Source organism: Lentilactobacillus dabitei, from assembly GCF_019061365.1.
Classification (GTDB): Bacteria; Bacillota; Bacilli; order Lactobacillales; family Lactobacillaceae; genus Lentilactobacillus; species Lentilactobacillus dabitei.
The window spans coordinates 36,457-49,627 of the sequence record NZ_JAHPPD010000001.1 but is presented as its reverse complement, the minus strand read 5'-3'; the positions used below and the strand labels follow the sequence as shown (position 1 = coordinate 49,627).

Here is a 13,171-nt window from a genome sequence, read left to right as displayed (position 1 = left end):
GTGGTTTGTTAAATTATAAATGTGCCTTAGCACTCGAATATATTGAGTGCTAAAAAGAGGTGATTCTGGTGTTAACGGATAGGCAAAAAAATATTCTTCAAATAATCATTCGTGATTATACAAGAACGGGAATGCCAGTTGGTTCCAAGGCATTAGCTTCAGAGTTTCCAACCCATGTCAGTTCTGCGACGGTTAGAAACGATATGGCTGCACTTGAATCAAAGGGCTTGATTACCAAGACACATTTTTCATCAGGCCGGGTACCATCCATTGAAGGTTATCGGTATTATGTGGATAACTTGGTTGAACCGGATCCACTTGATGATAGTGCCGAAGATTTGATTAAGAGCTCTTTTAACAGTGAGTTTAATAGAATTGATGAGATCGTCCAAGAATCTGCGAAGGTTTTGTCTGATTTAACCAATTATATGGCGTTAACATTCAATCCAGAATCAGGCGATGATGTGACGTTGGGTGGCTTTCGACTTGTGAAGCTTGATGACCGACAGGTGATGGCAATTATCGTCACGAATAACGGTCATGTTGTGAATAAGATTTTCCGCCTGGCAAATGTATCGTCTGAGCAGCTGGAAACGATTGTTAACATTATTAATTCCGAATTGGTTGGCAAGCCGTTGCGACAGGTTTTAGAGAAACTCAAGTTCGATATTCCAATGCTAATGACCAAGTATATTCAAACTCCTGAAGGATTTTTGAAGATATTTGGTGAGATGCTTAACGAAGCCGGTAAGGACAAAGTTCACGTTGATGGTGAGTTGAACTTGCTGCGATTTGTCGAGCGTCAAGATGTTGATCGCTTGAAGCCCCTTTATAACTTACTTGGAACCGAGGACACGGTACAAAAAATCATTAATACCAAGTCCAACGACGTTCAGGTTCGGATCGGTGGTGAATTGCGAAACGATCTGTTGAAAGATTACAGTATAATCACTGGAACTTATGATTTAAAGGAGTATGGACACGGGGTCATTGCGGTCATTGGGCCGACAAGGATGCCGTATTCGAAGGTTATTGGCATAGTTGGTGCATTACGAGAGGAACTGACTAAGAAGCTTCTCGGCTACTATGATGATGACCAGGACTAATGCCAGCGATTTGGCAACCTAAGGAGGCGATTGTTTGGCAGAGAATAAGGAAGAATCACTGAATAAGAAGCAGGACCAGCCAAAGGAACAGTCGACTGCCCAACCCAAAGATCAGGCAAAAAATGATCATGAAAAAAAGGTTGCGGCTGACCATTCCAGTAAGAGTGCTGAAGATGTTACCAAGTTGAAGCAGACAGTTGTTCAACTTCAAAAAAAGCTTGATGATATGGAAAATCGATATCTTCGTGCTGAAGCTGATATGAAAAATATTCAGAATCACGCAAAAAAAGAACAAGCTGATTTAATTAAGTATGATGGCCAGCAGTTGGCTCATGACATCCTACCAATTGTTGATAATTTACAACGAGCACTTGCCGTTGAAGTCACTGACGACAATGGGAAACAGCTTAAAAAGGGTGTATCGATGGTTTATGAGCATCTTAACAAAGCACTCAAGGATAATGGTGTGGAGGTTGTTGACGCCCTGAATAAACCATTTGATCCAAAGTTTGAACAGGCTATCCAAACTGCAGATGCGGATGAGGATCATCCTGCTGAAACGGTTGTTCAAGTTCTTCAGGACGGTTACCGTTTGAAGGACCGTGTTTTACGACCAGCAATGGTTGTTGTAGCAAAATAAATCTTTAAAAGAAAAAGAGGATTATCTATGGCAAGTAATAAAATTATCGGTATTGATTTAGGTACCACTAACTCAGCCGTTGCCGTATTGGAAGGCAGCGAGCCTAAAATCATTGCAAACCCTGAAGGAGCCCGAACTACACCATCTGTTGTGGCATTTAAAGATGGCAAGCCTCAGGTTGGTGAAGTTGCTAAGCGTCAAGAGATTACAAACCCTAACACTGTTCGGTCAATTAAGAGTCATATGGGTGAACAAGGTTATACAGTTGATATCGAAGGCAAAAAATATACACCACAGCAAATTTCAGCAATGATTTTGCAGTATATTAAAGATTTCGCAGAAAATTATTTGGGTGACAAAGTGACAGATGCTGTTATCACTGTTCCTGCCTACTTTAATGATGCCCAACGTCAGGCAACCAAGGATGCTGGAAAGATTGCTGGTTTAAATGTTAAGCGAATCATCAACGAACCAACTGCTGCAGCTTTGGCTTACGGCCTTGATAAGCAAGATAAAGATGAAAAGATCTTAGTTTACGACTTAGGTGGTGGTACTTTTGATGTTTCCATCCTTGAATTAGGTGATGGTGTCTTCCAAGTACTTTCAACTAATGGTGATACTCACCTTGGTGGGGATGACTTTGATCAACGGATTATTGATTGGTTGGTTGATAACTTCAAAAAAGAAAATGGAGTTGATCTTTCTAAGGATAAGATGGCTCTTCAACGTTTGAAGGATGCTGCCGAAAAGGCTAAGAAAGACTTGTCAGGTGTGACTGAATCCGAAATTAGCCTGCCATTTATTTCAGCTGGCGATAACGGTCCATTACATTTGCAAACGACTTTGACTCGTGCAAAGTTCAACGAATTGACATCTGACTTGGTTGCAAAGACCAAGGTGCCATTTGACAACGCTCTGAAGGATGCCGGATTACAAACTTCAGACATCGATCAAGTGATCTTAAATGGTGGTTCAACTCGAATCCCAGCTGTTCAAGAAGCCGTTAAGTCATGGACTGGTAAGGAATCTAATCACTCAATTAACCCTGATGAAGCGGTTGCCTTAGGGGCTGCTGTTCAAGGTGGTGTGATTACTGGTGATGTTAAGGATGTTGTTTTGCTTGATGTTACCCCATTGTCACTTGGTATTGAAACCATGGGTGGGGTCTTCACTAAGTTAATTGATCGGAATACAACCATTCCAACTAGTAAGTCACAGGTCTTCTCAACTGCCGCAGATAATCAACCAGCCGTAGATATCCATGTTCTTCAAGGTGAACGACCGATGGCTGCCGATGACAAGACACTGGGTCAATTCCAGTTGACTGACATTCCTGCTGCCCCTAGAGGTGTTCCTCAAATTGAAGTTACCTTTGACATTGACAAGAACGGAATTGTGAACGTTTCTGCCAAGGATAAAGGAACTGGTAAGGAACAAAAGATTACCATCAAAGATTCGTCAGGTCTTTCCGATGATGAAATCAAGAAGATGATGAAGGAAGCCAAGGAAAACGAAGAGGCAGATAAGCAACGTAAGGAATCTGCTGATCTCAATAACGAAGTTGACCAGTTACTCTTCCAGACTGACAAGACCCTTAAGGAAGTTAAAGGTAAGGTTTCCGATGACGAAATTAAGAAGGCCGAAGATGCCCGTGATGCACTTAAGAAAGCTAAGGAAGACAATAACGTTGACGACATGAAGGCTAAGAAAGATGATTTGAACAAGATCGTCCAAGACCTTGCCGTTAAGTTATATCAACAACAAGCGCCAAAAGATGGCGGTGCTCAGGGTGCTCAAACCGGTTCGCAAAGTTCATCTGATGATAACAAAGATGATGGTAAAGGCGGCGACGGTACCGTTGACGGTGACTTCCATGAAGTTCACGATGATAAAAAATAATCTTTGAGATTGTTATTTAGACGAGAAGTCAAGGCCAATCTGGCTTTGGCTTTTTGTTAAAATATGGTATTCTATCAAGGATAAACAATTGATTGAAGATGGGAGTTTCTAATGGCAAGTAAAGATTATTATGATATCCTCGGGGTCTCAAAAGACGCCAGCGACGATGAAATCAAACACGCCTATCGTAAGTTGTCCAAGAAGTGGCACCCTGACATCAACAAGGCTCCTAATGCTGAGGAGAAGTTCAAGGAAATTAACGAAGCATATGAAACGTTAAGTGACCCACAGAAGCGGGCAAACTATGACCAATACGGATCAGCCGATGGTGCTGGTGCCGGATTTGGCGGTGGCGGCGCTGGTGGATTCGGTAATTTCGATGGTGGCGGCGGTTTTGGTTTTGATGATATTTTCAGCCAATTCTTTGGTGGCGGCCAACGGAATGCGGATCCTTCTGCACCAAGGCAGGGCCGCGATCTCCAGTATCAAATGACGCTGGAATTTGAAGAAGCCATTTTTGGTAAGAAGACGGTTATTAAATATAATCGTGAAGCTCAATGTAAGACTTGTGGTGGAACTGGTGCCAAGCCAGGGACCTCACCTGTAACCTGTTCTCGTTGTGGCGGCCGTGGATATGTCACGACTGAAACGAATACGCCGCTCGGCAGAATGCAGTCTCGGCAAACCTGCCCAGTTTGTCATGGAACTGGTAAAGAAATTAAAGAAAAGTGCCCAACCTGTGGTGGTCGTGGTCGAGTTGACGAACGTCATGAATTAGAAGTCAATGTTCCAGCCGGAATCGACGATGGTCAACAAATGCGCCTTCAAGGACAAGGTGAAGCTGGCGAAAATGGCGGCCCTTACGGTGATCTGTACATTGTCTTTAAAGTTAAACCAAGTAAAGACTTTACTCGAGACGGCTCAACTATTTTTGTTGACGAGAAAATCAGTTTTGCCCGTGCTGCTTTAGGTGGCAAGGTCAAAGTGAAAACGGTCCATGGAGATGTTGAATTGAAGATCCCTGCTGGAACGCAAACTGGAACGACGTTTAGATTGAAAGGTAAAGGCGCTCCTCGTCTTCGTGGTAATGGCACTGGTGATGAACGGGTTACGGTGACTGTTACAACCCCTAAGAATTTAAATAAGGACCAAAAAGTTGCTTTGGAAGCATTTGCCAAAGCGAGTGGTGAAAGCCTGGATGGCAAAGGCGGCGGTCATTTTTTTGACAAAATGAAGGATGCTTTCGATAACAAAAAATAGAGGCATTCTAAACTTAAATAAGTGACATTATTTTAAGAGGTTGGTTAAATCCAGCCTCTTAATTGTTATAATGGTTGGTATAAGAGATTTAATGAAGAATGAAAGTGAGATACAACATGGATTTAGAAAAAATGAAGGAACATCAAAAGTATATTCGCAATTTCTCCATCGTTGCTCACATCGACCATGGGAAATCGACACTGGCTGATCGAATTCTCGAAATGACTGATACAGTTGCTAAACGGGACATGAAGGATCAATTGTTGGATAACATGGATCTGGAACGAGAACGGGGTATTACGATCAAGTTGAATGCCGTTGAGTTGACTTATCATGCCAAAGACGGGCATGACTATGAGTTTCATCTAATTGATACCCCTGGACACGTTGACTTCTCATACGAAGTGTCACGAAGTTTGGCGGCCTGTGAAGGGGCTGTTTTGGTCGTCGATGCTGCTCAAGGGGTTGAAGCTCAAACGTTGGCTAACGTTTATTTAGCTATCGATGACAACCTTGAAATTGTTCCGGTGATTAACAAAATTGATTTGCCGTCAGCTGAACCTGAAAAAGTACGAACTGAAATTGAGAATGTCATCGGAATTGACGCATCTGATGCTGTTTTGGCAAGTGCTAAGAAGGGCATTGGAATTGAAGATTTGCTTGAACAAATTGTTCATAAAATACCGGCTCCCGATGGTGATGTGAACGGGCCATTAAAGGCGTTGGTTTTTGACTCAGTTTACGATGACTATCGTGGGGTTGTTTTGAGCGTCCGTCTGTTCGAAGGAACCGTTCAGCCTGGTGACAAGATTCGGATGATGAACAGTGGCAGTGAATATGAAGTAACCGAAGTTGGTGTAAACTCACCCAAGCCGGTTAAACGTGACTACTTGATGTCTGGCGATGTTGGCTACATCACTGCCAGTATTAAGGATATTACTCAAACTCGTGTCGGTGATACGGTTACCAACGCTGACGACCCCGCTGACGAAGCGCTGCCTGGTTATCGGATTATGAATCCAATGGTATACGCCGGACTTTATCCAACCGACAACGCGAAGTTCGACGATTTACGTGAGGCTCTTGAGAAATTAAAACTGAACGATGCTGCGTTGGAATTTGAACCAGAAATTTCTAAGGCGTTGGGGTTTGGCTTTCGCTGTGGCTTTTTGGGCTTGCTTCACATGGATGTTGTTCAGGAACGGTTAGAGCGGGAATTTAATCTTGAGTTAATTACCACCGCGCCGTCAGTTACCTATGAAGTCGATATGACAGATGGTGAAAAGAAAGAAGTTGAAAACCCATCTGAAATGCCCGACGTTTCAGCAATTAAACAGATTTCTGAACCCTATGTGAAAGCAACCATCATGGTGCCTAACGAGTATGTAGGACCTGTCATGGAACTTTGCCAACGCCGCCGGGGTGAATTTGACACAATGGAATACCTCGATGAATACCGGGTAAATGTGATTTATCACATGCCATTGTCAGAAATTATCTTTGATTTCTTTGATAAGTTAAAATCCAGCACTAAGGGATATGCTTCGCTTGATTACGATTTGGAAGACTACAAGCCAAGTGATCTGGTTAAAATTGATATTCTCTTAAACGGCGAACAGGTCGATGCCTTAAGTTTCATTTCACACAGACAGTTTGCGGCCACTCGTGCTCGTGACATCGTTGGCAAATTAAAGAACATCATTCCACGACAAAACTTTGAAATTCCGGTCCAAGCCGCAATTGGGGCAAAGATTATTGCCCGGACCAATATTAAGGCTTATCGAAAAGACGTGACCGCCAAGTTGTATGGTGGTGATCGAACTCGACGGATGAAGTTACTTGAGAAGCAGAAGGCCGGTAAGAAACGGATGAAAGCTGTGGGCAAGGTCGATATCCCACAGGCCGCTTTCATGGCGGTTTTGCAGACTGACGAGGAAGAAAAAGGCGACAAATAGGCGTAAAAAAACGGGATGCGATCATCATGATCTGCTTCCCATTTTTACTGTCTTATGTTTTTTGAATTACACTGTTGGCTTCTTAGTTAACTTCTGGTTGTAGATTTGTTTCATTTTTTCGATTTCTAACTGATCAGCCAAAATGTCATTAAAGAGTTGCTCGATGACTGCAGCCATTGCCTGTTCATCATCAGGGGCGTCCACTTGTTCAACCTTTTCCTGCTGGAACTCATACAATTCCTGTAAAACGTTGATGAGTCGGTGGCGAAAATGTGATAAATGGACATCCTTTGGTGCTGGATGTTTGGCTGATAAGTGATAATCATAGTACTGTTCAAGTTTCTCAACGGTTTTCAATGATAAATTATCAATCGAACGGTTATTATTTCTTAAGCGAATAATGACTGATGAGTTAACTCCAGTCAACTGTTGGATTTGATAAGCACTATCCCCGCTATCGATAATCACTTGAATTTTATCCCTGACGTTCATATTCCTTCACCCGGAATTGATCACTAATTTTGATAACAAATGTCATCAATTCCCCAAATCAATTTCCACATTAAATTGTTTAAATTAATAATTACACTTATATCATATGTCAGCTGACATATAGAGTCAAATTTTTTATTAATTATTTGGGCTTGGAGAATATACAAACAGAAAACAGGCTTTCAATTTCAGCCCCGTCTGCACAATATTCTGAGAATATGCTGACTTGGAAAGGGATCACCCAATTCGGAGTTCGGTAATCAATTTTGTGTCAATGATCGCATGGTGCTCATCGTCTGTTTTCTTGATGACGCGATCTATTTGATGATTATTGATAATATAGTCATCAAAAAACTGCTTGGTTGGAACTTGTAATAGATTACGATCATGGGATTGCTCGAAACTGACTTTATCCAAAACAAGATTTTTCGGGACTGCCGAAAAAATATTTGTGATGGCTCGTAACGCCACTTCACCGTTTTTTTAAATTGTATAATCTAAGTAATTTCGATTAAAACACTGATGCCCTTCAAAGATTGTATCGCTTGAATGAGCTTCTAAGACTGCCCAATATCTGATCTCAATGGTATCTGGCCGAATTTTGTTGATAAACCGAATACGAAATAGTTCCATGCCCTTTCAACTCCTTTCTTCAATAATATGATAGATAGATCAAGGAAAGCAAGCGGGATTGTCAACAAAATGTTTGCGTTTTCGATCACATTCAATTATTATATATATTAATTCGTTTTTTATTCGATTTGAGTTCCTTTAATAAAATAACAAGTAAGGAGGTGGCTATCGTTGTTAAGTAGAACAAAACAATATCTCAGAAAAAATGGTTATTTTTATAAAAAAGAATATATTCGCCCCTTACTTACGCCAGATAACATTTATATTTTCCGATTTGGTCGTGATCGTTTAGACAATCGGTTAATTATTCGTTACAGTCATAAGTGGACCGGCAGGCAACGAATCAATGAAATTGACCTACGCCTTCACAAGCAAAAGCATCCGCGGATTTTTGATAATGAATCTGAGTTGCTGCAATATTTGGAAGGACATCTTCTGAAGCATGAGGCCAAAGTTCGTGCTCGTGAGGAAAAGGCTCAGAAAGCTCATGAGAACAATGACGACAAAGAGCATCAAGTACCTGATGGGGCATCCAAGTAGGATGCTCTTTTTGTATTTATTAAATTAACAAAGGGGAACCAACATGGACTGGACAGAAGTTTCGATCATCACAAGCAGTGAGGCTGTCGAGGCAGTCTCAAATATTTTGATGGCCAATGGTGCAACAGGCGTATCAATAGAAGACGCCAAGGATTTTGATAAGCTCAAAGCTGGCCGGTATGGGAGCCACGGAGAAATTGTGGATCCGGCATCATTAACCCATGTTGCAACTGGAGCGATTGTTTCTGCTTATTTTCCAAATAACAAAAATATTCAAACAAAAGTGCCTGAAATAACCAAACGGGTTCAGCAATTATCATCATTCGGGTTAAATCCTGGTCCCGCTGAAGTGACCACTAACGCTGTCGAAGACGAAAACTGGCGGACTGCTTGGGAAAAATATTATCATCCCGTTTCAATTACAAGAATGTTGACGGTGGTTCCAAGTTGGGAAGACTATCAACCGAAAACTGAGTTTGAAAAAATCATTCGATTGGATCCAGGAATGGCTTTTGGGACCGGAACGCATCCGACAACTCAACTATCCCTGCAGGCGCTCGAAATTGTCATGCACGGTGGCGAATCGGTTTTGGACGTTGGCACTGGCTCAGGAGTCCTCAGCATTGCCGCTAAGTTAATGGGTGCCGGTAACGTGCAGGCGTTTGACGTCGATGATGTGGCGGTTAAATCTGCAAAGAAAAATATTGATTTAAATCCAGCAGCCAAGGATATTCAAATTTCTGCTAATGACTTGCTGAAGGGCATTCATGAACACGTTGATATCGTGGTTGCCAATATTTTGGCGGAGATTATTGTGCCACTGGTTCCTCAGGCATTTGCCAACCTCAAAGTGGGCGGGTACTTTCTAACTTCTGGCATCATTAATGACAAATATGATTTAGTCAAACAGGTGATGGTTGATGGTGGCTTTCAAGTCTTAGAATCAATGAAAATGAAAGATTGGTACGCGATTATTGCCCAAAAGCCAAAGGATGAGGAGTAAATGCAACATTATTTTTTAAGCCAAACAATTAAAGTTGGCGATCAAATCCAACTTCCTGATGACGTCAGCCATCACCTAAGCCGAGTGCTTCGAGCTGAAGTTGGCGACCAAATTGAGGTTGTTTCTTCAGAACAGCTTGTTTTTCAAGCTGAAGTAAGCCAATTAGTCAGGCAAAAAGTCACCGTGTCAGTTACTAAGCAATTACCTGTGAACGTTGAACTTCCCGTTAAGGCGACAATTGTCAGTGGTCTCTCAAAGGGGAATAAACCGGAACTGATCGTCCAAAAAGCGACTGAACTGGGGGTTTCTCAGATAGTCTTTTTACCAATGAAATGGTCGATTGTTAAGTGGGATCAAAAAAGTGTTAAAAAGATCAAGCGGCTCAATGAAGTCGCCTTGAGCGCGGCAGAACAGTCACATCGAAATGTGGTGCCGACAGTGAGCTATTTAAAGAGTTTGAAAGCTCTTGTGGCGATGAATTTTGACACCAAGCTGGTTGCCTACGAAGAATCTGCAAAAGTTGGCGAAAAGGCTGAACTGCTTAAGCAGGTAGAAGCCACGCCGGTTGGCCATTCAATTGTGGCGGTGTTTGGACCCGAAGGCGGGATTGCCCCTGAAGAAATCCAATTATTGAACCAAAATGGGTTTACTAACGTTGGCTTGGGGCCGCGGATTATGAGAACCGAAACGGCGCCGTTATATTTTCTAACGGCAGTTTCCGTCCTGACCGAATTACAAGGTAGCTGAATAAACGTGTAAATCATGCTAAAATATTCATAATAGCATTCACAAACCCGGTGAGGGGTAGAATTAGAGAAGAGTTGATAAGAATGGCGACTAAAATTTGGACAGCGGACGATGTCATTAAAAAAGTGTCTGAATATATGAATGATGAGCACGTTAAGCAAGTCAAGAAAGCCTATGAATTTGCCAAAATCGCTCATCAGGATCAGAGACGGCAATCGGGAGAGCCTTATATTACTCATCCCATTCAAGTGGCCGGGATTTTAGCTGACCTTCATATGGATCCTGAGACTGTTTCAGCCGGTTTTTTGCACGATGTGGTCGAAGATACCGGCGCAGTTCTTGGTGACATTAGAGAGCTGTTTGGGGACGATGTTGCCTTGATCGTTGATGGGGTCACGAAGCTTTCCAAGATTAAGTACAAGTCCAGTCAAGAACGGTTGGCGGAAAATCACCGAAAACTACTCTTGGCAATGTGTAAAGATATCCGTGTGATGATCGTTAAGTTGGCTGATCGACTACACAATATGCGGACACTAAAATCCTTACGGCCTGATAAACAACGGCGGATTGCAAAAGAAACGCTGGAGATTTATGCCCCAATCGCTGATCGTTTAGGTATTGGAACGATTAAGTGGGAACTTGAAGATATTTCATTACGTTATTTGAACCCCCAGCAATACTATCGAATTGTTCATTTGATGAATTCACGTCGGGATCAACGAGTGGATTATATCGAAAAAGCAATCGCGGAGGTTAAAAGCGCGATTGCTGATTTGGACATTAAGAGTGAAATTTATGGCCGCCCAAAGCACATTTATTCCGTTTATCGAAAAATGGTTGAAAAGCATAAACAATTTAGTCAGATATATGACCTGCTGGCAATTCGGGTGATTGTTGATTCAATCAAGGATTGTTATGCCGTTTTAGGGGCAATTCATTCCAAATGGAAGCCGATGCCTGGTCGATTTAAGGATTATATTGCAATGCCTAAGGCCAACATGTATCAATCCCTGCATACGACAGTCATTGGCCCCGAAGGCAAGCCCCTTGAGGTTCAAATTCGGACTGAGGAAATGCACCGGGTCGCTGAATTTGGTATTGCAGCTCACTGGGCATACAAGGAAGGCATTCGTAGTGAGGTTAAAGCTTCCCAAGACAACAATAAGCTGAACTGGTTCAAACAGATCATTGAGCTGCAAGAGGATACCGATGACGCCGCTGATTTTATGGACAGTGTTAAAGGTGAACTTTTTGGCGATCACGTTTATGTATTCACCCCAAAGGGAGACGTTTACGAATTACCAAAGGGTGCCGGTCCACTTGATATGGCCTATATGATTCACACAGAAGTTGGTAATCACACAACTGGTGCGAGGGTCAATGGCAAAATTGTGCCACTGGATCATCAAGTCAAAACGGGTGATATTGTCGATATCATTACCTCAACAGGTTCTGCTGGTCCGAGTCGTGACTGGCTGCCATTGGTTCATACGAGACGGGCCCGAAATAAAATTAAGCAGTACTTTAGACAGGAAGATCGGGCTAAAAACATTGAAGATGGTCGCTTGATCATTACTCGCAAGCTGCGTGAAGAAGGATTTGATCCACATACAGTGATGACGCCTGATAAATTAGAAACGACTGCTACCAACATGCATTATCAGCATGCAGAAGATTTGCTGGCAGCCATTGGGTTTGGAGATGTTCAACCCACCGGTGTTGTGAATCGACTTACTGAAGATGTCAGAGCACAACAGAAGCGGGAGCGTCAGGATCAAGCTGAAAAAGAAGTGCTCGAAGGCCATCAAACGATCACCGAGAATACCAGTGAAGCGGCCAAAAAGAAGGCTCGTAAATCCTCAAATGGAATTGTCATCGAGGGCGTCGATAATTTACTGGTTCGGTTGAGTCATTGTTGTACCCCAGTTCCTGGCGATGAAATTGTTGGTTATATTACCAAAGGTCGGGGTGTTTCAATTCACCGAGTCGACTGTCCGAATATCGTCAAGGCTGAAGAAAATGGTGAGCGGTTGATTGAGGTTGCATGGGCAAATGATCCGGGGGCCAGAACCACTTATGAAGCCAGCCTTTCGGTTCAGGGATACAATCGAGCTGGGCTGCTCACAAATGTTTTGACCGCAGTCAATAACGTGACCAAAACAGTTTCGTCAGTAAATGGTCAGGTGGACAATAATAAAATGGCAACAATCAGTTTATTGGTTGGCATTCGAAATCTTGAACAATTAGAACGGTTAATTAACGCAATTAAGAATGTTCATGACGTTTATTTGGTTGAACGAAAATTCAGGTAAGGAGTTAATCAATTGAGAGTTGTCTTACAAAAAGTGAAACAAGCGTCAGTATCGATTAATGGTAAGGTCCACGGGAAAATTGGTCAGGGCTTTGTCTTATTGGTTGGCGTTCAGGATTCTGATGGCCAAGAAGAAATTGACTATCTGGCCCACAAGATTCATAAGTTAAGAGTGTTCGAAGATGACAATGACAAACTGAATCTAGATATCGATACGGTTGGTGGTTCGATTTTGTCAATTTCACAATTTACTTTATTTGCTGATACCAGAAAAGGGAATCGACCCAGTTTTACTGGAGCAGGCGAACCCAGTCATGCTAATCAGATATATGAACAATTTAATGACAAATTACGGGATGCAGGACTAGATGTCCAAACCGGCGTCTTTGGTGCTGATATGTTGGTGGACATCCAAAATGATGGCCCAGTCACGATTTTATTTGACACCGAGAATAAGTGAGTGACAACCAAAGAGGATGATCGTTAATCAACGTAACATTAGGTTTCCTAAGATCATTCTTGCGCCGTAGCAAAACAACCAATGATGGATCAAGTTCGTTCATCGTTGGTTGTTTTGAGTTAATA

General features: G+C 42.3%; 13 protein-coding genes. 10 read left to right on the top strand and 3 right to left on the bottom strand.

The annotated features are described in order from the left end of the window. The first annotated feature begins 62 nt into the window (after positions 1-62). From hrcA to lepA, 5 genes are all read left to right on the top strand, one after another. Positions 63-1,106, top strand: a complete 1,044-nt coding sequence (gene hrcA, locus KTE19_RS00210; protein WP_217161397.1) for a heat-inducible transcriptional repressor HrcA — start codon at positions 63-65, stop codon at positions 1,104-1,106. Between the two features lie 34 nt (positions 1,107-1,140). Beyond that, positions 1,141-1,746: a nucleotide exchange factor GrpE gene (grpE, locus tag KTE19_RS00205; protein ID WP_217161330.1), complete on the top strand. Its 606-nt coding sequence runs from the start codon at positions 1,141-1,143 to the stop codon at positions 1,744-1,746. A 27-nt stretch (positions 1,747-1,773) separates the two neighbouring features. Beyond that, positions 1,774-3,645: a molecular chaperone DnaK gene (gene dnaK, locus KTE19_RS00200; RefSeq protein ID WP_217161329.1), complete on the top strand. Its 1,872-nt coding sequence runs from the start codon at positions 1,774-1,776 to the stop codon at positions 3,643-3,645. Positions 3,646-3,756: 111 nt separating this feature from the next. Continuing rightward, on the top strand, positions 3,757-4,905 hold the full coding sequence (gene dnaJ, locus KTE19_RS00195) for a molecular chaperone DnaJ (protein ID WP_056982845.1): 1,149 nt from the start codon (positions 3,757-3,759) through the stop codon (positions 4,903-4,905). A gap of 116 nt (positions 4,906-5,021) precedes the next feature. Then, positions 5,022-6,860 (top strand): translation elongation factor 4, encoded by a 1,839-nt coding sequence (lepA, locus tag KTE19_RS00190; RefSeq protein WP_217161328.1) that lies wholly within the window; start codon positions 5,022-5,024, stop codon positions 6,858-6,860. 66 nt (positions 6,861-6,926) lie between these two features. Here lepA and KTE19_RS00185 read toward each other — a convergent pair whose 3' ends face one another. The 3 genes from KTE19_RS00185 to KTE19_RS13865 all read right to left on the bottom strand — a co-directional run bounded on the left by KTE19_RS00185 (position 6,927) and on the right by KTE19_RS13865 (position 7,985). Further along, positions 6,927-7,352, bottom strand: coding sequence for a hypothetical protein (locus tag KTE19_RS00185; RefSeq protein ID WP_217161327.1), 426 nt, complete (start codon positions 7,350-7,352; stop codon positions 6,927-6,929). A 237-nt stretch (positions 7,353-7,589) separates the two neighbouring features. Further along, the gene (locus KTE19_RS13870) at positions 7,590-7,769 is read right to left on the bottom strand and encodes a hypothetical protein (RefSeq protein WP_243685839.1); all 180 of its coding nucleotides are present in this window, start codon (positions 7,767-7,769) and stop codon (positions 7,590-7,592) included. Between the two features lie 66 nt (positions 7,770-7,835). After that, a complete protein-coding gene (locus KTE19_RS13865) occupies positions 7,836-7,985 on the bottom strand; it encodes a hypothetical protein (RefSeq protein WP_249778389.1) in 150 nt (49 codons plus the stop codon). 171 nt (positions 7,986-8,156) lie between these two features. Between KTE19_RS13865 and KTE19_RS00175 the strand changes: the two genes are divergently transcribed. From KTE19_RS00175 to dtd, 5 genes are all read left to right on the top strand, one after another. Further along, positions 8,157-8,525: a hypothetical protein gene (locus KTE19_RS00175; protein ID WP_056982836.1), complete on the top strand. Its 369-nt coding sequence runs from the start codon at positions 8,157-8,159 to the stop codon at positions 8,523-8,525. 43 nt (positions 8,526-8,568) lie between these two features. Continuing rightward, positions 8,569-9,528: a 50S ribosomal protein L11 methyltransferase gene (prmA, locus tag KTE19_RS00170; RefSeq protein ID WP_217341335.1), complete on the top strand. Its 960-nt coding sequence runs from the start codon at positions 8,569-8,571 to the stop codon at positions 9,526-9,528. Beyond that, the gene (locus tag KTE19_RS00165) at positions 9,529-10,275 is read left to right on the top strand and encodes a 16S rRNA (uracil(1498)-N(3))-methyltransferase (RefSeq protein ID WP_217161325.1); all 747 of its coding nucleotides are present in this window, start codon (positions 9,529-9,531) and stop codon (positions 10,273-10,275) included. An 83-nt stretch (positions 10,276-10,358) separates the two neighbouring features. After that, entirely contained in the window at positions 10,359-12,587 is a 2,229-nt protein-coding gene (locus KTE19_RS00160; RefSeq protein ID WP_217161324.1) for a RelA/SpoT family protein, read from the top strand. 12 nt (positions 12,588-12,599) lie between these two features. Further along, positions 12,600-13,046 (top strand): D-aminoacyl-tRNA deacylase, encoded by a 447-nt coding sequence (dtd, locus tag KTE19_RS00155; RefSeq protein WP_217161323.1) that lies wholly within the window; start codon positions 12,600-12,602, stop codon positions 13,044-13,046. Positions 13,047-13,171 lie beyond the last annotated feature (125 nt).